The organism is Curtobacterium sp. TC1, from assembly GCF_019844075.1.
In the GTDB taxonomy this organism is placed as follows: Bacteria; Actinomycetota; Actinomycetes; order Actinomycetales; family Microbacteriaceae; genus Curtobacterium.
Window position 1 is genome coordinate 2,528,282 of the sequence record NZ_CP081964.1, and the last position, 20,213, is coordinate 2,548,494.

The 20,213-nt window shown below is 71.9% G+C and carries 20 protein-coding genes and 2 tRNA genes; 6 read left to right on the plus strand and 16 right to left on the minus strand.

Annotation, left to right across the window (positions count from 1 at the left end; all coding sequences use genetic code 11):
* The 3 genes from murA to leuC are packed head-to-tail and all read right to left on the minus strand — an operon-like array spanning position 1 to position 3,433.
* Complete coding sequence (gene murA / locus KZI27_RS13005) at positions 1-1,368, minus strand: UDP-N-acetylglucosamine 1-carboxyvinyltransferase (protein ID WP_123312269.1); 1,368 nt, start codon at positions 1,366-1,368, stop codon at positions 1-3.
* A complete protein-coding gene (gene leuD / locus KZI27_RS13010) occupies positions 1,368-1,964 on the minus strand; it encodes a 3-isopropylmalate dehydratase small subunit (protein ID WP_123312268.1) in 597 nt (198 codons plus the stop codon). The genes murA and leuD overlap by 1 nt, the downstream gene beginning before the upstream one ends.
* The gene (leuC, locus tag KZI27_RS13015; RefSeq protein ID WP_123312267.1) at positions 1,964-3,433 is read right to left on the minus strand and encodes a 3-isopropylmalate dehydratase large subunit; all 1,470 of its coding nucleotides are present in this window, start codon (positions 3,431-3,433) and stop codon (positions 1,964-1,966) included. The genes leuD and leuC overlap by 1 nt, the downstream gene beginning before the upstream one ends.
* 193 nt (positions 3,434-3,626) lie before the next feature.
* On the opposite strand from leuC, the gene KZI27_RS13020 reads away from it, so the two are divergent.
* Entirely contained in the window at positions 3,627-4,694 is a 1,068-nt protein-coding gene (locus tag KZI27_RS13020) for an FUSC family protein (protein WP_222657945.1), read from the plus strand.
* Positions 4,695-4,806: 112 nt separating this feature from the next.
* On the opposite strand, the gene KZI27_RS13025 is transcribed toward KZI27_RS13020, so the two are convergent.
* The 12 genes from KZI27_RS13025 to KZI27_RS13080 form a co-directional block, all read right to left on the minus strand.
* Entirely contained in the window at positions 4,807-5,412 is a 606-nt protein-coding gene (locus tag KZI27_RS13025) for a histidine phosphatase family protein (RefSeq protein ID WP_123312265.1), read from the minus strand.
* Positions 5,409-5,798: a fluoride efflux transporter CrcB gene (gene crcB / locus KZI27_RS13030; protein ID WP_222657946.1), complete on the minus strand. Its 390-nt coding sequence runs from the start codon at positions 5,796-5,798 to the stop codon at positions 5,409-5,411. The genes KZI27_RS13025 and crcB overlap by 4 nt, the downstream gene beginning before the upstream one ends.
* Positions 5,795-6,238, minus strand: a complete 444-nt coding sequence (locus KZI27_RS13035; RefSeq protein ID WP_222657947.1) for a fluoride efflux transporter FluC — start codon at positions 6,236-6,238, stop codon at positions 5,795-5,797. The genes crcB and KZI27_RS13035 overlap by 4 nt, the downstream gene beginning before the upstream one ends.
* A gap of 136 nt (positions 6,239-6,374) precedes the next feature.
* Entirely contained in the window at positions 6,375-6,782 is a 408-nt protein-coding gene (locus KZI27_RS13040; protein WP_222657948.1) for a RidA family protein, read from the minus strand.
* 66 nt (positions 6,783-6,848) lie between these two features.
* Positions 6,849-6,924, minus strand: a tRNA-Glu gene (locus KZI27_RS13045).
* A 33-nt stretch (positions 6,925-6,957) separates the two neighbouring features.
* A tRNA-Glu gene (locus KZI27_RS13050) sits at positions 6,958-7,033 on the minus strand.
* Positions 7,034-7,264: 231 nt separating this feature from the next.
* On the minus strand, positions 7,265-7,900 hold the full coding sequence (locus tag KZI27_RS13055) for an MBL fold metallo-hydrolase (RefSeq protein WP_222657949.1): 636 nt from the start codon (positions 7,898-7,900) through the stop codon (positions 7,265-7,267).
* A gap of 134 nt (positions 7,901-8,034) precedes the next feature.
* On the minus strand, positions 8,035-9,066 hold the full coding sequence (locus tag KZI27_RS13060) for a LacI family DNA-binding transcriptional regulator (RefSeq protein ID WP_222657950.1): 1,032 nt from the start codon (positions 9,064-9,066) through the stop codon (positions 8,035-8,037).
* Positions 9,067-9,087: 21 nt separating this feature from the next.
* A complete protein-coding gene (locus KZI27_RS13065) occupies positions 9,088-9,546 on the minus strand; it encodes a hypothetical protein (RefSeq protein WP_222657951.1) in 459 nt (152 codons plus the stop codon).
* A gap of 5 nt (positions 9,547-9,551) precedes the next feature.
* On the minus strand, positions 9,552-10,463 hold the full coding sequence (locus KZI27_RS13070; RefSeq protein WP_222657952.1) for a carbohydrate ABC transporter permease: 912 nt from the start codon (positions 10,461-10,463) through the stop codon (positions 9,552-9,554).
* Positions 10,460-11,485: a carbohydrate ABC transporter permease gene (locus KZI27_RS13075; RefSeq protein WP_222657953.1), complete on the minus strand. Its 1,026-nt coding sequence runs from the start codon at positions 11,483-11,485 to the stop codon at positions 10,460-10,462. The genes KZI27_RS13070 and KZI27_RS13075 overlap by 4 nt, the downstream gene beginning before the upstream one ends.
* A 108-nt stretch (positions 11,486-11,593) precedes the next feature.
* Positions 11,594-12,877, minus strand: coding sequence for an ABC transporter substrate-binding protein (locus tag KZI27_RS13080; RefSeq protein ID WP_222657954.1), 1,284 nt, complete (start codon positions 12,875-12,877; stop codon positions 11,594-11,596).
* A 295-nt stretch (positions 12,878-13,172) separates the two neighbouring features.
* Here KZI27_RS13080 and KZI27_RS13085 point away from each other — a divergent pair, with 295 nt between their 5' ends.
* Positions 13,173-14,492 (plus strand): glycosyltransferase, encoded by a 1,320-nt coding sequence (locus tag KZI27_RS13085; RefSeq protein ID WP_222657955.1) that lies wholly within the window; start codon positions 13,173-13,175, stop codon positions 14,490-14,492.
* A gap of 238 nt (positions 14,493-14,730) precedes the next feature.
* Here the strand turns inward: KZI27_RS13085 and KZI27_RS13090 are convergent, their stop codons facing one another.
* The gene (locus tag KZI27_RS13090) at positions 14,731-16,023 is read right to left on the minus strand and encodes a glycosyltransferase family 2 protein (protein WP_222657956.1); all 1,293 of its coding nucleotides are present in this window, start codon (positions 16,021-16,023) and stop codon (positions 14,731-14,733) included.
* Positions 16,024-16,205: 182 nt separating this feature from the next.
* On the opposite strand from KZI27_RS13090, the gene KZI27_RS13095 reads away from it, so the two are divergent.
* The 4 genes from KZI27_RS13095 (at position 16,206) to KZI27_RS13110 (ending at position 20,169) form a co-directional block, all read left to right on the plus strand.
* Positions 16,206-16,430 (plus strand): hypothetical protein, encoded by a 225-nt coding sequence (locus KZI27_RS13095; RefSeq protein ID WP_159572594.1) that lies wholly within the window; start codon positions 16,206-16,208, stop codon positions 16,428-16,430.
* Positions 16,431-16,535: 105 nt separating this feature from the next.
* The gene (locus KZI27_RS13100; RefSeq protein WP_222657957.1) at positions 16,536-17,450 is read left to right on the plus strand and encodes a beta-1,6-N-acetylglucosaminyltransferase; all 915 of its coding nucleotides are present in this window, start codon (positions 16,536-16,538) and stop codon (positions 17,448-17,450) included.
* On the plus strand, positions 17,447-18,991 hold the full coding sequence (locus KZI27_RS13105) for a lipopolysaccharide biosynthesis protein (RefSeq protein ID WP_182067069.1): 1,545 nt from the start codon (positions 17,447-17,449) through the stop codon (positions 18,989-18,991). The genes KZI27_RS13100 and KZI27_RS13105 overlap by 4 nt, the downstream gene beginning before the upstream one ends.
* Positions 18,988-20,169 carry a glycosyltransferase family 4 protein gene (locus KZI27_RS13110; RefSeq protein WP_222657958.1) on the plus strand — a complete coding sequence of 394 codons (1,182 nt, stop codon included), beginning with the start codon at positions 18,988-18,990 and terminating at the stop codon, positions 20,167-20,169. The genes KZI27_RS13105 and KZI27_RS13110 overlap by 4 nt, the downstream gene beginning before the upstream one ends.
* Positions 20,170-20,213: the final 44 nt, after the last annotated feature.

A 20,213-nucleotide genomic window follows, 5' to 3' on the forward strand; every position in this document is an offset into this window, starting at 1 on the left:
CTAACCCGCGAAGTCGAAGTCGGCGCCCAGCTTCCGCAGCTTCGGGATGAAGTGCTCGTAGCCGCGGCTGATGATGCCGACGTTCGTGATGTGGGACTCGCCGTCGGCGGTCAGCGCCGCGATGAGGTGGCTGAAGCCACCGCGCAGGTCGGGGACCCGGACGTTCGCCGCGTGCAGCGTGGTGGGGCCGGTGATGACGGCGGCCTGCTCGAACGGGCGACGGGCGACACGGCGGTCGTGCCCGGGCAGCCCCTCCTTGTGGACGACGATGTCGGCGCCCATCTCGTTCAGCGCGTCGGTGAAGCCGAAGCGGTTCTCGTACACGGTCTCGTGCACGATGCTCTGCCCCTCGGCCTGGGTCAGTGCGACGACGAGCGGCTGCTGCCAGTCGGTCATGAAGCCGGGGTGCACGTCGGTCTCGATGACGACGGGCTTGAGGGTGTCGCGCTCCCGGTAGAACCGGATGCCGTCCTCCTGCACGTCGAAGCCGCCGCCGACCTTGCGGAAGACGTTGAGGAACGTCATGAGCTCCTGCTGGTTCGCCCCCTCGACGAAGATGTCGCCGTCGGTGGCGAGCGCGGCGGAGGCCCAGCTGGCGGCCTCGTTGCGGTCGTTGATCGCACGGTGCGTGTACCCGCGGAGCGACTCGACGCCCTCGATGAAGATCACGCGGTTCGGCTCGACGGACACGATCGCGCCCATCTTCTGCAGGATCGCGATGAGGTCCATGATCTCGGGCTCGATCGCCGCGTTCCGAAGTTCCGTGACGCCGGTCGCCAGGACGGACGACAGCAGGACCTGCTCGGTCGCGCCGACACTCGGGTACGGCAGCTCGATGGACGCGCCCTTCAGCCCGTCCGGGGCCGTCAGGTGTATGCCGTTGACCTGCTTGTCGACGACCGCACCCATCGCGCGCAGTGCGTCGAGGTGGAAGTCGATCGGGCGGTCGCCGATGCGGCAGCCACCGAGGTCGGGGATGAACGCCTCGCCGAGCTTGTGCAGCAGCGGGCCGCAGAACAGGATCGGGATGCGGCTCGAGCCGGCGTGGGCGTCGATCTCGGCGAAGTGCGCCGACTCGACGTTGGACGGGTCGAGGATGAGTTCGCCTCGTGCAGGATCGGTGATGCGCACGCCGTGCACCTCGAGCAGGCCGCGCACGACCTTGACGTCGGAGATGTCCGGGACGTCCTTGAGGATCGACGGGGTGTCACCGAGCAGCGACGCCACCATGGCCTTGGTCGCGAGGTTCTTCGCCCCACGGACCTCGATGCGCCCCACGAGCGGCTTGCCCCCGCGGATGACGATCTCGTCCGACTTGAGGCCCACGCGCGCCCCTGCGGCTGCTGCGTCCTGTACGAGAGAGTTCACTACTTCACCGGCAATGTCTTCGGCCGCCAACTGGAGCGGCGGGATTCGAACTCCGTGATCGAGGTCTCGTCACGGAGGGTGAGCCCGATGTCGTCGAGCCCTTCCATCAACCGCCAACGAGTGTAAGCGTCGATCTCGAAGGGGACGTCCACATCCCCGAGCGACACGCGCTGCGCCACCAGGTCGACCGTCGCCTCGATCCCCGGGTTCGCCTCGATGGCGGCCCACAGGCGCTCGACTTCCGATTCGGTCACGATCGCGGTGACCAGGCCCTGCTTGCCCGCGTTGCCCTTGAAGATGTCCGCGAAGCGGGGCGAGACGACGACCGCGAAGCCGAAGTCGCGGAGCGCCCAGACCGCGTGCTCACGCGACGAACCGGTGCCGAAGTCCGGGCCCGCCACGAGCACCTTCGCGCCCTGGAACTCGGGCTGGTTCAGCACGAACGCGGGGTCCTGCCGCCAGCCGGAGAACAGGGCGTCCTCGAAGCCGGTCTTCGTGACGCGCTTGAGGTAGACCGCGGGGATGATCTGGTCAGTGTCGACGTTCGACCGCTTGAGCGGGGCGGCGATGCCGGTGACGGTGGTGATCTTGTCCATCAGAAGGTCCCCTCGGTGGTCGTGCTGGTCGCGGCGGCGCTCGTCGCGGCGGCGATCTCGTCGTCGGTCGCCAGGTCCCACGGGCTGGACAGCGTGCCGCGGATCGCGGTGGCGGCGGCGACGAGCGGCGACACCAGGTGGGTGCGGCCGCCCTTGCCCTGGCGCCCCTCGAAGTTGCGGTTCGAGGTGCTGGCGCAGCGCTCCCCCGGCGCGAGCTGGTCGGGGTTCATGCCGAGGCACATCGAGCACCCGGCGAACCGCCACTCGGCCCCGAACTCCTTGATCACGACGTCGAGCCCCTCGGCCTCGGCCTCGAGCCGCACGCGTGCGGACCCCGGCACGACCATGACGCGGACGCCGGGGGCCTTCTCGCGCCCCTGGATGATCGACGCGAAGGCCCGCAGGTCCTCGATGCGCGAGTTCGTGCACGAGCCCATGAACACCGCGTCGACGGCGATGTCCTTCATCGGGGTGCCGGCGGCGATGTCCATGTACTCCAGCGCCCGCTGCGCCGCGGCCTGGTCGTTCGGGTCGCTGTAGCTCGCGGGGTCCGGCACGCGCTCGGACAGCGAGACGCCCTGGCCGGGGTTCGTGCCCCAGGTGACGAAGGGCTCGAGCTCGTCGGCGTCGATGAAGACCTCGGCGTCGAAGACGGCATCGTCGTCGGTCGCCAGGGTGTCCCAGTACGCGACGGCGTCGTCCCAGTCCTGACCGGTCGGCGCGTGGTCGCGGCCCTGCACGTAGTCGTAGGTGGTCTGGTCGGGGGCGACCATGCCGGCGCGGGCACCGGCCTCGATCGACATGTTGCAGATCGTCATCCGGCCCTCCATCGAGAGCGCGCGGATCGCGGAGCCGCGGTACTCGAGCACGTAGCCCTGTCCGCCGCCGGTCCCGATCTTCGCGATGACCGCCAGGATGATGTCCTTCGCGGTGACGCCCGGACGCAGCGTGCCCTCGACCGTGATCGCCATCGTCTTGAACGGCTTCAGCGGCAGGGTCTGCGTCGCCAGCACGTGCTCGACCTCGGAGGTGCCGATGCCGAACGCCATCGCCCCGAACGCGCCGTGGGTGCTCGTGTGCGAGTCGCCGCAGACGACGGTGATGCCGGGCATCGTCAGGCCGAGCTGCGGACCGACGACGTGCACGATCCCCTGCTCCTTGTCACCGAGCGAGTGCAGGCGGACGCCGAACTCCGCGCAGTTGCGGCGCAGGGTCTCGATCTGGGTGCGGCTCGTCGGGTCCGCGATGGGGCGGTCGATGGCGAGCGTCGGGGTGTTGTGGTCCTCGGTCGCGATCGTCAGGTCGAGGCGGCGCACGGGGCGGCCGGCCTGGCGCAGACCGTCGAACGCCTGCGGACTCGTGACCTCGTGCACGAGGTGGAGGTCGATGTAGAGGAGGTCCGGCTTGCCGTCCTCGCCCTTGACCACGACGTGGTCGTCCCACACCTTCTCGGCGAGCGTCCTACCCATGAGCTCGACTCCCTCGTTCTCGTCGTCCGGCACCGCTGGTGCGGCGCTGCGGTCACCGCTGACGCGGTGCGATCCGCCGACTCTACCAGGTTGGTATACCAATGCGGGCCGCGGTCGTCACGTGGTGCGGCGGGCGACCGGGAGGCCCGTGGCGACGCCCCGACACCCGTCGCGGTGGGAAGATGGTCGGGACATGACGACACCTGCGCACTCGACCCGGACGATCAACCTCGAGGGCGCAGCACGCGCAGCGATCGCAGGTGGTGCCCCCTTGGCGCTGCTCATCGCCCTCGGGATGCCGGGCTACGCCGCGTTCGCGATGTTCGCCGGTTTCACCGCGATCTTCGGAGCGACCGAGCCGTACCGGCAACGGGCCGTGACCACCGGCGTGGCGGGTGCCCTGCAGACGCTGTGCATGTTCGCCGGCATCGGCGTCGCCCTGGACGACTCCCCGCTCTGGTTGCAGGCGACGGGGCTCGTCGTGGTGATCGTCGTCGCGGTCTGCACCCTGTCGACGCTCCGGACGATCCCCGCGCAGCCGATCTTCCCGGTGTTCGCGTTCGTGGTCTCCGCACTCGTGCCGGTGCGCCCCGCCGACGTCCCCCTCGTGGCGACGATCATCGTCTGCTCGGTCGTCTGGGCGTGGCTCGTCGCGATGTCCGGTTTCGTCCTGCGGCGGGTCCTGCACCCGCGCGCCCCGCACCGGTTCCGACCGCTCGCGCCCCGCAAGGAGCGCAGCCTCGGCATCCTCCGCACGGCTGCGCTGTGGGAGACCGTGGCGCTCAACGTCGTGGGGTCGCTCGTCGCCGGAGCGGTGGCGTCGACCATCCCGTGGCTCGGGCACCCGTACTGGGCCGTCATCGCCGTGGTGTCGACCCTGCCCGCGCTCCGCCAGCGGCACACCGTGGTCCGGGCGTTCCAGCGCTTCATCGGCACGATCGGCGGCACCGTCATCGCCGTCGGGGTCCTGCTGCTCGAGCCGTCGGCGTGGTGGATCGTCGTCATCGCCGTCGTGGGGCAGTTCTTCGCGGAGATCTTCGTGGCCCGGAACTACGCCGTCTGCCTGCTGTTCCTGACCCCGCTCGCCCTCGCCGTGTCGTGGCTGAGCCTGCCCGAGGCGCCGGAGCTGCTCGCGCTCGACCGCGTCGCGCAGACCACCCTCGGCGCGCTCGTCAGCGTCGGGCTGCTGGTCGTGGGGCGGCAGGTCGAGCGCCGGCGCGGGCGTCCGCTCGGCGCGACGAGCGCGATCCGGACCGTCTGACGCGGGTCGTTCCGGGCGTACCCGGTCGTTCCGGGCGTACCTGGTCGTTCTTTCCGACCAGGTACGCCCGATCCCACCGACCATCGCGCACGTTCGGGGAAAGAACGTGCGGTCAGTCGCGGGGCTGGATGTTCCAGGCGTCGATGACCGGGCGGCCGTGCTCGTAGCCGAGGACGCTGACCGATGCGGTCCCGAGCTTCAGCACGGCACCGTCCTGCGGCGCGAGCCGGATCCACGCGGCACCGAGGGCCCGCAGCACGTGGCCGTGGGCGATGAACACGGCGTCCTGCCCCTCGGCGAGCACCGGGCGGGCACGGTTCAGGATGCGCTCGACGCGGACCCGGACCTCGGCGGCGTTCTCACCGGGGGTGTCACCGGCGGGCACCCCGTCGGTCCAGAGGTCCCACGGCCCGTGGCGCAGCACCTTGATCTGCGGGGTGGTGAGTCCCTCGTAGGCGCCGTAGTCCCACTCGTACAGGTCCTCGTCGAGCTCGGGGTCGACGCCGATCAGGTGCGCGGTGTCACGCGCACGCTGCAGCGGGCTCGACAGGGCCAGCGCGAACGAACGGTCGGCGAGGTACCGGCCCGCGCGCTTCGCCTGCTCGACACCGTTCTCCGTCAGCGGGATGTCGGTGCGACCGGTGTGCTGCCCGCTCTTCGACCACTCCGTCTCTCCGTGACGGACGAGGACGAGTTCGCCGGGGCGTTCCGAGGTCATGAGTTCCTTCCGATCCAGAGGCCGAGCGCGGCTGCGCCGACCGAGACGACGAGCATCCCGAGGCCGTGCAGGACGGCGAGCCGGGGCTTGCCGGATCGGAGGAGCTGGACGGTCTCGACGCTCGCCGTCGAGAACGTCGTGTACCCACCCATCATGCCCGTCCCGAGCACCGCGACCGCCGGGAGCGGGATCGTGCCGGCCTGCCCGAGGCCGGTGAGCAGGCCCAGGACGAGCGAGCCGGTGACGTTGATCAGGACCGTGCCGAGGGGGAACCCGGTGATCCGGGAGCCGGACGTGCGCGCCTTGACGAGTCCGTCCAGCAGGAACCGGAGCGCGGCACCGACTCCGCCGCCGACGGCGACGAGCAGCAGGTCGAGCGGGTTCACGAGGCGCCCCCGTCCAGGCCGGTCGACCGCGGTCGGGACCGCGCCGCGATCCACACGCCGAGCGCGACGGCGGCGAGCCCGAGGACGACCGACAGCAGTGCGTAGCCGGAGCCGGCACCCCACCGACCGACGTCGAGCAGCTGCGCCGTGTCGTCGGCGAGGGTGCTGTACGTCGTGAACCCGCCGAGGACGCCGGTGCCGACGAACAGCCGGAGCGTGCGGCGGCCTCCGACGTCGGGGCCGCGGTGCGCCAGTGCCTCGAGCAGGAGCCCGAGACAGAACGCCCCGACGACGTTGATGACCAGGATCACCCAGCTGATGCCGTCGTGCGCGGGGAACACGTCAGCCAGCACGGCCCGGACGGCGGTGCCGATCGCCCCACCGAGCGCGACGAGGCCGAGGAAGCCCCAGCGGAGGTGCGGTGGTCGTTCGTCGGTCATGGTGCTCCTATCGCCGAGCACGCCGGATCGTCTCCGCGCGTGCGGTGTTCTCGGGATAGGGACCGTTGGCGGCTGGTGCGCGGTTGGGTCCGGCAGGCCCCACTGCCGGGTCTGACGACCCGGTCAGCGTACCGCGTCAGTCGGCGACGGCGGCGATCGCCTCGACCTCGACGAGCTGGTCGTCGTAGCCGAGGACGGTCACGCCGAGCAGCGTGCTCGGCACGTCGTGGTCCCCCATCGCGGCACGGACGACGTCCCAGGCAGCGACGAGGTCCTGCTGCTCGGTCGTCGCGACGAGCACCCGCGTCTGCACGAGGTCGTCGATGCCCGCGCCGGCGGCCGCGAGCGCGGTCCGCAGGTTCGCGACGCACTGCGCGGCCTGCCCGGCGACGTCCCCGACGGCGACCGTCGCGCCGTCCTCGTCGAGTGGACACGCCCCCGCCAGGAACACCAACCGTGTACCGGCGGGGACGGTTGCGGCGTAGGCGTACTCCGCGACGTCGCTGAGGGCTGCGGACCGGATGAGCTGGACGGCGCTGGACACGGCCTCAGCCTGGCACACGACGACGAAACCCCCGGCGAGCCGGAGCTCGTCGGGGGTTTCGTGTGCTGGTGACCCCAGCGGGATTCGAACCCGCGTTACCGCCGTGAGAGGGCAGCGTACTAGGCCGCTATACGATGGGGCCGCGGCTGTTGTCGGACTCGGAGCATGTCACCTGTGGTGACCCCAGCGGGATTCGAACCCGCGTTACCGCCGTGAGAGGGCAGCGTACTAGGCCGCTATACGATGGGGCCGTTCCGACAACTCGACAAGTATTGCACAAGCCGCGCACCGCACCAAAACGAGGCGTGTCGCCCGGGTGTGCCGCCATGCCGCACCCGGCATACGGCGCGCGGCCGTGGACGCGACCGCCCATCGGACGGGAGGCGCGGGGCGGGCCCGCCACAGGCCTCCCGTCCGACCGCCCGCACGTCCGCACGTCCGGGGCCGCACGCCGTGCGCAGGAATCGTCGCGTCCGGCGCGGTCAGATGGTGAGCGACTCCCCCGGCCGCAGGATCTCGAGCGAACCGTGGGGGGCGAGCGCCTCGCGCAGCCGCCCGGTGTGCATGCCGTAGCCGATGTCGGAGAGCGTGGCCTCGTGGATCGGGTAGGCGCGGGCCGGGGCGAGCGCGGCGACGTAGTCCATCATCTCGGCGACCTTGAGCCACGGGGCGCCGACCGGTGCGGCGAGGACCTCGACCGTCACGCCCGGGTCGGTGTACGAGTCGCCGGGGTGGAAGAGCCTGCCGTTCACGAGCACGCCGGTGTTGTCGACGACCGGCACCGAGGAGTGGATGAGCTGGTGCCGCGTGCCGTGGAAGTCGAGCGCGAACGGACCGACGGTGCGGTGGTCGCCGTCGGTGACGACCTCGACGGCGATGCCGGAGCCGGCGAGCGCTGCGCGGACACCCTCGGGGCCGAACACGACGGCGTCGGGGTTCCGGTCGAGGATCCGGTGCAGCTGCTCGGGCGTGACGTGGTCGGGGTGTTCGTGGGTGACGACGACCGCGACGACCCCGGTCGCGTCGACGGGGCGGGTGAAGTCGCCCGGGTCGAGCACCAGGCGGGCGTCGCCGTCCGACAGGATCTGGCAGGCGTGTTCGAGCTTCGTGACCTCCATGCGGGCGAGGGTACGCGGGGTGGGTCCGGCGGGCTCGGGCCGGAGCCGACTCGGAACGACGTCTCCGTTGTCGTGCGACATCGCGATCGTCGTTCCGAGTCGATCCCGCCCACGCCCCACGCCCGCGCCCCGTCTCACCCCGGCGGCGGCCCCGTCGTCGCCCGCACCACCAGGTGTGCCGGCGCCGCCGCGATCGCTCCGGCAGCGCCGCCCTCGACCTCGGCGAGCACCGCCCGCGCCGCTGCCCGCCCCTGCGCCTCCGGGTCCTGTGCCACGGTCGTCAGCCCCACGGTCGCGCCGTACTCGTGGCCGTCGATCCCGATCACGGAGACGTCGGCCGGCACCGAGAGTCCGGCCTGCGCCGCGGCGAGGAGCACCCCGAGCGCCATCTCGTCCGAGGCGCACACCACGGCAGTCGGGCGATCGGGTCCGGCAGCGGCTGCGCCCCCGCGCACACCCACGCCGAACAGTGCCACACCCGCCGCGAGCCCTCCGGCGAACGAGAACCGTCCGTCGAGCAGCCACCGGTCCGGCACCGCGTGTCCGGCGGCCCGCATCGCGTCGACGAACCCGTCCCGCCGCAGGTGCGGCACCGCGACGTTCATGCCGGCCTCGTCCTGCCCGCCGACGTACGCGACCCGGCGGTGTCCGAGTCCGCACAGGTGGTCGACCGCGATCCGGGAGACGGCTCGGTCGTCGACCCCGATGTTGCGCAGGCCCGGGGCGGGTCCGCCGATGACGATCATCGGGTGCCGGGTGAGTTCGAGCTCGGCACGCTCGGTCGCGTCGAGCACCAGGGACAGCAGGACGAGGGCGTCGACGCGGTGCCGCAGCATCGACCGGCGGAACGCCCGGTCGCGGTCACCGCCCGGCCCGCCCAGGTTGTAGAGCACGAGGTCGTACCCGGCACGCCGGAGTTCTGCGTCGACCCCGCCGAGTGCCTTGACGTAGAACCACCGGTCGATCACCGGGACGACGACGCCGACGGCGCGCTGCCGCCCGGTGGCGAGGCCCGCCGCCGCCGAGCTCGGGACGTACCCGAGCTCGTCGGCGACCCGACGGACCTCGTCGATCGTGGTCTCCGCCACGTTCTCCATGCCGCGCAGCGCTCGCGACACCGTGGACTTCGACAGTCCCGTGACGGTCGCGATCTCCTGGATCCCCATCGATGCGACCCGGGAGGCCCGTCAGCCGTCCGTACGGTGCGTCACGCCCGCCGGACGGTCGGCTGCAGTGCCGGGGAGGCGGTGCGCGTCGGCTGCTGCGGTCCGGCGCGCCCGGTGCGGTGCACGACGACCGGCTGGTGCGAGCTCGTCCCACCCGCTGTGCTGGTGCACCCGGCCGTCCGCGGAGGGCCGCGGCCGACGACGGGTGTCGTCGCCGCGCGCAGCTCGGACCGGGGCGATGGCGGGCGTGGCACCGACACCGTCGACCTCGGCGTGCCGGCGGAGCACCCGCACCCGCCACCGGTCGAGCGCCACGACCCCGAGCACGCACACCAGCAGGGTGAGCGCCCACCCGAGTGCCGGACGACCGGTGACCTCGCAGAACACCGTCGCGCCGAGGAACAGGATGCCGAACATGCCGACGAAGCCGATCGCCTCTTCGATCCGGGCCGTGGGCCGGGTGGGTCCGCGCTGCGCCATGGTCGTCAGCCCTTCACGCCGCCGGCGGTGAGGCCGGCCACGATGCGTCGTTGGAAGATGAGCACGAGGACCACGAGCGGGATCGTGACGATCGTGCCTGCGGCCATGACCGCCGTGTACGGCTCCTGGTGCGGCTGCGTCCCGGCGAACGAGGCGATCGCCACGGTCACCGGCTGCGTCGCGTCGCTCGAGAGCTGCGAGGAGATCAGGTACTCGTTCCAGCTCGAGATGAACGCCAGGATCGCCGTCGTGAACACCGCGGGGGCGGCGAGGGGCAGGATGATCCGCCGGAACGCCTGCACCCGGGTGCACCCGTCGATGCGCGCTGCTTCCTCGAGGTCCCACGGCATCTCGCGGAAGAAGCTCGCGAGCGTGTAGACCGTCAGCGGCAGCACGAACGAGATGCTCGGCAGGATGAGCGCCTGGTACGACCCCATCCACCCGATGTCCGTGAAGAGCTGGAACAGCGGGGAGATGAGCGCGACGCCCGGGAACATCGACGCCGCCAGGATCGCGCCGGCGATGAGGGACTTGCCGCCGAACTCGAGTCGGGCGAGGGCGTACGCCGCCGTGGTGCCGACGAGCAGGGCGATGATCGTCACGACGCCGCCGATGAGCAGGCTGTTGGCGAGCGCCCGCCCGAGGTGGTTGCCGAGCGACGTGGAGAACGCCGTCGCGTAGTTGTCGAGCGTGACGTGCGTCGGCCACGGGGTGGCGTCGAACGTGAACCCGACGTCGCGGAAGCTCGTCACCACCATCCAGTAGAACGGCAGGAGGCACCACACGGCGATGACGATCGCCTGCACGGCCGTGCGGATCCGGGGGCCGGTGTCACGGCGGACCCGGACGTCGGCGCGGTCGACGGCGCGGTCGCGTGCTGCTGCGGTGGACCGGGGGCGGTCTGCTGCGAGGGTCACTTGAGTTCACCCTTCTGCTGGGCGGCCTGCGTCTGCACGACGTTGGCGCCGAGGAACCGGACGAAGACGAACGCCACGATGAAGATCACCAGGAAGGTGATGGTGGACAGGGCCGACGCGGAGTTGAAGCCCTGCCGGATCTGTTCGACGACGAGGATCGACAGGGTCGTGGTGGCGTTGCCGGAACCACCGCCGCCGCCGGTGAGGATCGCGGGCAGGTCGTACATGCGCAGTGCGTCGAGGACGCGGAACAGGATCGCGACCATCAGCGCGGGCTTGATCAGCGGGAGCGTGATGAGCACGAAGCGCTGGAAGGTCGACGCGCCGTCCATCTTGCCGGCCTCGTAGACCTCCTCCGGGATCAGCTGCAGCCCGGCCAGGATGAGCAGTGCCATGAACGGCGTGGTCTTCCAGGTGTCGGCGATGATGACCGCCCACCGGGACGCCCACTCGCCGCTCGTCCACAGGATCTGCTGCCCGAGGACGTGGTTCAGGACGCCGTTCGCGTCGAAGATGAAGTACCAGAGCTTCGCGGTGACGGCCGTCGGGATCGCCCACGGCACCAGGATCGCGGCACGGACGATCGCGCGGCCCGTGAAGTTGCGGTTCATGATGATCGCCATCCACACGCCGATGGCCGTCTCGAACGCCACGGTGACGACCGTGAAGAAGAACGTGTTGCCCATCGACACCCAGAACTGGGAGCCGAGGCTGCCGGGCGGGCAGGTGAAGTTGCCGCACTGCTGGCCGAGCCAGTGCGCGTAGTTCGTGATGCCAGCGAAGCCGCCCTGCACAAACAGGCCGGTTGCCTTGTCGAGGCCCTGGTCGAGCTGGAACGACTGGATGATCGCGCTGACGACCGGGTAGCCGATGACGATCGCGAGGAGCAGGATCGTCGGGCCGATGAGGTACACGGCCCATCGGCCGTGCTCGGCGTTGAGTCCGCCCTTGCGCCGTTGGCGCTTCGGTTCCGTGCCCGTCGGGCCCGGGATGGCTGCGGGGATCTCGGTTGCTGCTGACACGTGTCGGCCTCCTTGCCGGGGGTGTCGGAACGCAAGTAGGGGCGGACTGGAGGCACGTGCCGGGATGGCACCGTGCCTCCAGTCCGATGCGGCGTACGCCGCGTGTCGCTAGCTGCTGGTCGCCGACGTGAGGGCGTCCTGCATGTCCTTCAGGGCTTCGTCGACCGACTTCGATCCCTTGAGCGCCGCGTAGGTGTTGTCCTGGATCGCCTTCGTCACCGCCGGGTAGAACGGCGTGACCGGGCGCGGCTCCGCCGACTCGATCGACTTGAGCAGCGTCGGCAGGTACGGCAGCTTCGCCGTCAGCTCGGAGTCGGTGTAGAGGTCACCGACGACCGGGGCGAGCGACCCCTGCGTCGCGAAGAACTTCTGCGTGTCGTTCGAGATGAGGAACTCGAGGAAGTCGTGCGCCGTCGCCTTGTGCTTCGAGTACACGCTGATCGCGGCGTTGTGCCCGCCGAGCGTCGAGGCACCGACGCCGTCCGCACCCGGGATGGGGGCGACGCCGAAGGTGTCCTTGACCTTGCTCGAACCGTCGGTCTTCGCCAGGTTGTAGACGTACGGCCAGTTGCGCAGGAACAGCAGCTTGCCGGCTTCGAACGCGGTGCGGCCCTGCTCCTCCTGGTACGTGATCGCCTCGGCCGGGATGTTCCCGTCCTTGAACGCGTCGACCAGGTTCTGCAGGCCGGCCTTGGCGTCGGCGGTGTCGACGTCCGGGTCCCCGCTCGTGCCGAGCACCGAACCGCCGGAGCCGTTGATGGCCTCGGAGGCGTTCACCGTCAGGCCCTCGTACTTCGCGAACTGCCCGGCGTAGCAGCCGATGCCCTTGTCCTTCGCGATCTGGCAGTCGTCCATCATGTCGCTCCACGTCGTCGGGGGCGTCTTGACGAGGTCCTTGCGGTAGTAGAGGAGCGCGCCGTCCGAGGTCTGCGGGGCGGCGTAGAGGGTGTCGTTGTAGGTCGCGGTCTTCACCGTGGCCGGCAGGAGGTTCGAGGTGTCGATCTCCATGTCACCGGTCAGCGGCGTCAGCCAGCTCTTCGCGGCGAACTCGGCGGTCCAGACGACGTCCACGTCGACGACGTCGTAGTTCGCGTCCTTGGCCTGGAAGTGCTGCACGAGGTCGTCGTGCTGCTGATCGGCCTGGTCGGACTGCTCCTTGAAGGTGACCTTCTCGTCGGGGTGGGCCTTGTTCCACTTCGCGATCAGCGGGCGGACCACGTTCGAGTTGTCCTTGCCCTGCACGTAGGTGATGGGCCCGCGGCTGTCCTGGCCGCTCTTGGCGTCGTCCGAGCCGGCGCCGGAGCTCCCGCTCGAGCAGCCGGTGAGCACGAGGCCGATGACGGCGACCCCGGCAACGGATGCGAACCGCACCCTGGAGCGTGTTGTCTTCACAGCGTTGTCTCCTCGTTGAGATCACCAGGGGGCATCGATCGGGTTCGACGACACTGCCCTGGAGCAGGCGCCGCTGCCTGCTGGTGGAGGAAGCTACGCCCGCCCTCGGGGTTCCGCAACCGGTTGCATCGGTTCCGTGACCTGAGCGTGACCTTGGAAGTCCCGGAGACTTCCTGGGTGAGCGCTCACCCTCGTTCGAGGGGCCCCTGCACGCCACTGCGGAACTCCGCATGAACCCCGCCACTGGGGACCCGCGCCGTTGTCCGTGCCGACGGCTCCACGTAGCGTCCACGACATGGCCACCCTCCACACCGCCGACACCGTGCCCGCACCGCGCCGTGTCATCGGCGTCGACCTCGACGCCCCGCTCCCCCGCCTCGTCGCCGACGAGACCGGCGAGTCCGCCATGGTGATCGGCTACCGCGGCGGCCACCCCACCGGCACCCTCGACGTACTACTCACCGACGACCCGGCCGACGCGGCCCGTGCCCTCGAGGCGCTGCAGGAGACCGTCCTGGCCGACGTCCCCGCGGTGTCGGACGACGACCTGCCGACCATCTCCGTCGTCGTGTCCACCGTCGTCGACCGCGTCGAGGACCTCGGCAAGCTGCTCGACGTCCTCGAGCACCTCGACTACCCGCGACACGAGGTCATCCTCGTCGACAACCGCGTCCGCGTCCCCGCCGGCGACGCCCTGCCCGCGATGCTCGCCGGACGGAACGTCCGCCTGGTCGAGGAGCGCCGCCCCGGCCTGTCCGCCGGCCGGAACGCCGGCGTCGCCGCCGCGACCGGCGACGTGATCGCCTTCACCGACGACGACGTGCGCGTCGACCCGCAGTGGCTCCGCGCCATCGGGTCCCGGTTCGTCAGCGAGCCCGGCCTCGACGCCGTCACCGGCGTCATCCTGCCGAGCGAACTCACCACTCCGGCGCAGATCTGGTACGAGGCGTACTACGGCGGGTTCAGCGCCGAGCGCACCTTCTCGCCCGTCACGATCGTCCCCGACGACGTCCAGGGCACCATGCGGCACGCCCGCGTCACCGCGGTCACCCCGTCCGGCGAGGTCCTCAAGCACTTCGCCGTCTACGGCATCGGTGCGTACGGCGCCGGCGCGAACATGGCCTACCGCCGCACCCTGATCGAGGCCGTCGGCGGCTTCGACCACACCCTCGGCGCCGGCTCCCCCGCCCGTGGCGGCGAGGACCTGGCGATGTTCATCGAGACGCTGTGGCGCGGCGGGAAGATCGGCTTCGAGCCGCGCGCGGTCGTGCACCACCGGCACCGCCAGACCGTCGAGGACCTGCACAAGCAGCTGCACGGCAACGGCGTCGGGTTCACCGCGCTGATGTTCGCGCTCGCCGCGAAGGACAAGCGGCACGTCGCCGTCCTGGCCCGCCTGATGCCGCTCGCAGCGAAGGTCAAGTCGAAGCAGATGCTGTCCCGCCTGGCCGGGCGCCGCGACGCCGCGACCGAGGTCACCAACGACGCCTCGACCACGCGCATCCCGAAGACCCTGGCGTACCACGAGCTGCGCGGGTTCCCCGCCGGACCGGCCGCCTGGTTCCGCAGCCGCCGCCGCTGGCGCGACGTCGAGGCCGGCCGCTTCCGGCCGTAGACGCACGACCCGACGGACGGGAGGCCCGTGGCAGCGTCGCCACGGGCCTCCCGTCCGTTGCGTTGCGCACGCAACAGGCGACACCCGCGTTGTCGTACGACGTCGAGGATGTCGCCCCCACGCGCACGCAACCGTTGCGCACGCAACAGGCGACAAGACACGTGTCGTACGACGACCGTCTTGTCGCAAACCGGGTGCGGCGCCCCCCGCCCGCATGCCCAGCCCGCCCGCCCGCGCCTCAGCGCGCGGTCAGCCGCCCGGCCACGTACCGCCACGGCCCGCCCAGCGCGGCCGTCAGCTCGGCGCGCTTGAGCCCGCGCGTCGCCGCGGTGAACTCGGCGTCGACGGGCCAGCCGTCGCTCGCGTCGACGGGGCGCTCGTCGGCGCCCTGCCCGAGCGCGCCGAGCCGCCGGAGCGCCCCGACCGCACGCCGCAGCACCGCGAAGGCGGTCGACGGACGCAGCACGAGCTTCGTGACCCAGGCGCCGAGCCCGGTGCCGTAGCCGATCGCCTGCGAGCGCAACGCGGCACGGTCCTTGCGGTGCTCGTGCCAGACGACGGCCGAGGGTTCCACGGCGAGCGCCCCGCCGGCGAGCAGCACGCGGGTGAACAGGTCCGGGTCCTCACCGGCGCGGGCACGGGTGCCGGGGCCGAGTGCGACGTCGAAGCCACCGAGCTGCCGGACGGCGTCGCGCCGCACGGACATGTTCGCGCCGGTGCCGAACGCACCGACGGTGAACGGGAACAGGGGCTCGTCGACGGGCGGTGCTGCGGTGCGGTACACCCGGCGCTCGAGGTTCCGCGCCCAGGTCACCCGCTCGTCGAAGAAGCGCTGCGTGGGGGTCCGCAGCTCGCCGCTCGGGACGAGTCCGGTGACGCACCAGACGTCGGCGTCGCGCTCGTAGGCGGCGGCGATGGCGGCCATCCAGTGGCGGTCGACGACGACGTCGTCGTCGATGAAGGCGACGATGCCGCCGGTGGCGAGGGCGAGTCCGGCGTTCCGGGCGCGGGAGACGCCGGCGCGTGCTTCGAGGACGTAGTGCAGGCGCGGGTCGTCGATCGCCGCGACGACGTCGCGCGTGCCGCTGGCGACGGGGGCGTTGTCGACGACGAACAGCTCGAAGTCGTCGTACTCGGAGTCGAGGACGGAGCGCACGGCGCGGGCGAGCGCCACGGGACGCTCGCGGGTCCCGATGACGACGGAGACGCGTGCGCCGTCCGCGGGGGCGTCGACCGGGAGGCCCGGGGCCGGCAACCGACGCAGGGCCGGTCCCAGCTCGGCCGGGTCCACTGCCCCGCGCTCGTCGACGCGCACGTCGACGAACCCGGCGACGTCGCGGCCGTCGCGCACCATGAGGCGGGCGCGGCGGAAGCCGTCGGCGCCGGCGAGGCGCACGGTGCCGGCGGCGAGCGCCGCGGACCGGTCGACGGCGCCGACCCATGCAGCTCCGGCCCAGGTGGGGGCGTCGGGCGAGGGCATCGCCGGGTCGAGTGTGAGGGCTCGTTCCGCGGTCGTGGTGTGGTCGGTCATGGTCGTCCCGTCGGGCCGGTCTGGTCGGGTGGACGTGGCAATGGTCCGCGCGCGTCGACAGGGGGTCAACCGCGATGCTCGGAGGATGCGGGGAGGCTGCGGTTTGCCGCCACTAGACTCGCGGGAGACGCCGGTCGACCCGCCGGTGCGACCCCGGTCCCCGCCGGACACGAGGAGGACGCATGCCGCTGGCCCGCACGATGGACCGGCTCGGCCTGACCAGGCGTCCGCGCCCGACGTTGCACCTGGTTCCGGACCCCGACGCGTCCGACCTCGTCGTGGTGCACCTCGATGCCGACGACGCCGCGTGCGGCACGTGTGGGCACGCCCAGGCGGCACACGAGCACTACCGTCCGGGCACGGACTGCGCGCTCTGCGACTGCCCGAAGTTCCGCCGCGCCCGCTGACGCGATCCCCCTCGATCGGGGGGCTCCTGCGGGAAACCGCCGTTCCCCCGCAGGTGGTCCCGACCGCCCTTGTCGGTGTTCGCGGGCCCGCTTAGCGTCGCGGACATGGCCATCACTCCCACGCCGCTCGCGTGCATCGTCCTCGCCCACGAGGACCCGACGCACGTCCGTCGGCTCGTGGCGGCGCTCGACCCGTTCCCGGTGTTCCTGCACTGCGACGCGAGCACCGACGACGACGCGTTCGAGGCGATGACCGCCGGCTTGCCCGAACGGGTGCACGTGCTGCCGCGGATGCGCACCGGGTGGGCGAAGTGGGAGAACGTCGCGGCCGAGGTCGCCGGCTACCGTGCTGCCCTGGCGCAGACCGACGCCACGCACGTGGCGCTGCTGACCGGCAGCGACTACCCGTTGGCCGACGCCGAGGAGATCTCGGCGCTCCTGGCGGCGAACCCCGGGCGGTCGTTCGTCGAGGCGAAGCCGCTGCCGCACCCCGCGTGGGGTCGGGACGGCGGTCGGTCGCGGGTGCGGTTCCGGCACTGGGCGTGGCGGAAGCACATGCTGCGCCTGCCGATCCCCCGACGCGTCCCGCGTGACGTCGTGTTCGGCGGCGGCTCGCAGCTCAAGGTCCTGGCCCGGCACCACGCGCAGGGCGTCGTCGACGTGTTCGACCAGCGCCCCGACCTGGTGGCGTTCTGGGAGCGCGTGTGGATCGGTGACGAGACCTTCGTGCCGTCGGTCCTGCTGACCCCGGAGTTCACCCCGGACTTCCCGGACGCCCACGCGGCGCAGCCGCTCTGGTGGATCGGGTGGGACGGCACGAAGCAGAAGAGCCCGCCGTGGCTCGGCATCGAGGACGCCGGCCGGTTGCTGGAGCGTCGCACGTCGGCCGACCAGTCGACCCCGTACGTGTTCGCCCGCAAGTTCTCGACGTCGCGCAGCACCGACCTGCTCGACGTGGTCGACGCGACGTTCGGGCTCCGGACGTCCGCCGACGACCAGCCGGTGGTGGTGGCGCAGTGACCGTCCCCCAGACCCGACGCGAGGCCCGTGCGGCCGAGGCGGCTGCGCTGGCGGCGCAGCCCGACGACGACGAGCTCGAGGCGTCCGTGCAACCGGCGGCCCCCGGCGCGCTGTCCACCGACACCGACTCGATCGCCGTCGCACGCGGCTCGTCGGTGCTGTTCGGCCGCGGCCTGCTCTACGTGGTCGTCTGGTCGATGCAGCTCGTCGTGAGCTCGCTGATCTCCCCCGTGCTCGCGCACCTGATGCCGCCGGCCGAGTTCGGCGTGCTGGCCTCGGCGATCGCGCTGTACCAGGCCCTGGTGGTCGTGGCCGTCTGCGGCATCGACCAGGCGTCGGTGCTGCAGCGCGCCGAGGACGGCGACGACCGGCGTGCCCGCGGTCTGGTGTTCGTCGGCATGGTGACCGCGGTCACCGTCACCGTGTTCGCCCTGGTGTCGATCCCGCTCTGGGGCGACGCCGCGGGCTTCGTCGACCAGCACCCGCTGCTGCTGGTCGCCGTGCTCTGGACCGGGCCCGCCGCGATCGTGCAGCTGTCCCTCGCGCTGCTCGTCGCCCAGGACCGCATCCGCGTGTTCGCCGTGACGAGCCTGCTGTCGTCCGTCGGCGGGTCGATCATCGGCCTCGGGCTGCTCGCCGCCGTGCACGCCGACGCCACCACGTACGCGTGGGGCGGGGTCGTGGCACAGGGCGCCGCGATGGTCATCGGCATCGTCGCCACGAAGCCGCGGTTCCGCGGTCTGTTCGACCACCGCACCACGGTCCGGGCGTTCAAGCTCGGTGTCCCGATCGCGCTCGGCAGCCTGTCGTACTTCGTCCTGAACGCCGGTGACCGGCTCGTCGTGCAGCGCCTCCTCGGTGCCGACGAGGTCGCCCGCTACCAGATCGCCTACGTCGTCGGTTCCGCGGTCATCCTGCTGCTGACCTTCACGAACCAGGCCTGGGCGCCGCACTTCGCCGCCCTCCGCGACGCCGTGGCACGCCGCCGGCTCGCCATGCACGCCCGTGACGAGCTCTACATGCTGCTCGCCCCCGTGCTCGTCGCCGTGACGCTCGTGTCGCCGGTGGCGCTGCCGATCCTGGCGCCGGCGTCGTACCGGGTCGAGTCCCTCACCGTCGTCGTCTTCGTGGTCGCCCTGACCGCGTTCCCGGTGGTCGCGAGCGGTGCGACCGGTCGGCTCCTGCTGGTCGAGCGCCGCGGGGTGACGGTCGGCGTCATCGGTGCCGTCGCCGGCGTCGTGAACATCGCGGCGAACCTGGTGCTGGTGCCCCTGACCGGCATCGTCGGCGCGGGCATCGCCACCGTCATCGCCTACGCCGTCCTCGCCGCGCTGCAGCAGGCCTCCCTGCCGGACCGCCGCGAGTGGCGCGGTCCCCGACGCCGGGTGCTGCTGGCCATCGCGATCGCGATCGTCGTCGCCGCGGCCTCGCTCCTCCCGCCGCAGGACCTCGCCTGGAACATCGTCCGCGTCGTCGGCGTCGCCGCGTGCCTGCCCTGGTTCTTCCGTCGCCTGAAACTCGCTCGCGGAGGATCCGCATGACCCGCCCCACCGCCCGTCCGCTGCGTGTCGTCGTCGCCACCAACGGTCTCGCCATCACCGGCGGTGTCGAACGTTGCGTCGTCGAGGACGTCGGCGAGCTCGTCGCAGCCGGCCACGACGTCGAGGTGTGGCACCGAGCCGGCGCGGACGGCGCCCCGGACGCGGGCCGCGCGGTGTTCGACCGGCTCGGCGTCCGACTGCGGCACGCCCGCGACTACCGCTTCGGCATCCGCTCCGCCCCGACGGACGTGCTGCGCTTCGTCCGTGAGGGCCTGCGCCTCCGCCGGTCGCGTCCCGACGTCCTGTGGCTGAACCGTCCGGAGTTCCTGCCGTGGGGCCGCGTCGTGTCGTTCGTGTCCGGCGTCCCCCTGGCCGTGCACCTGCACCACGCCCCGAACTACCGTCGGCTCGGCCCGTTCGCGGCGGGCCGGACCCGGTACCTCGCGGTCTCCGCGGCGATGGCACGTGCATGGACCGCCGTCGGCGCCCCGCCGGACCGGGTCGACGTGGTCCCGAACGGCGTCGACACCGCGGCGTTCCCCGCCGCCACCGCGGCGAGTACCCGTCGCGCGCGTGCTGCGCTCGGCCTCGACCAGGACCGCCCCGTGGTGCTGTACTACGGTCGGCTCACGCGCTCGAAGGGCGTGCTGGCCCTCCTGGAGGCATGGGGGCGCGTCCACGCGTCGGCCCGCGTCCTCGTCGGGCCCGGCACACCGCCCACCCCGGCTCCGGTGCTCGTCCTCGCCGGTGCGCTGTACCCGGAGGACGCCCCCGCCGTGCACCGCGCGATCGCCGCGCTGCCCGACGGTGCCGTCGTCGTGGTGCCCGAGCGGGACGACGTCGTCCCGCTGCTGCACGCCGCCGACGTCGTGGTGGCACCCTCCATCGAACCCGAGGGGTTCGGCCGCGTGGTCGTCGAGGCGATGTCCACCGGACGCCCCGTCGTCGCGGCGGCGTCGGGCGGCACCGCCGAGATCCTGAGCGGCGAGTGGGCGCGGTTCACCGTCGACCCCACCCAGACCGGCGCGCTGGCCGACAGGGTCATCGAGGCGCTGGACGCGGCCGGGACGGAACCCGCTCTGGCGGACCGGTGCCGCGCCTGGGTGCGGGACCGGTACGGCCGGGAGCGGCACGTCGCGGCGCTGCTCCGGGCGCTCGAGGCGCACGCGAAGCACTGACGAACGACGACGACCGAGCGGTGCCGACGACGACGTCGGCACCG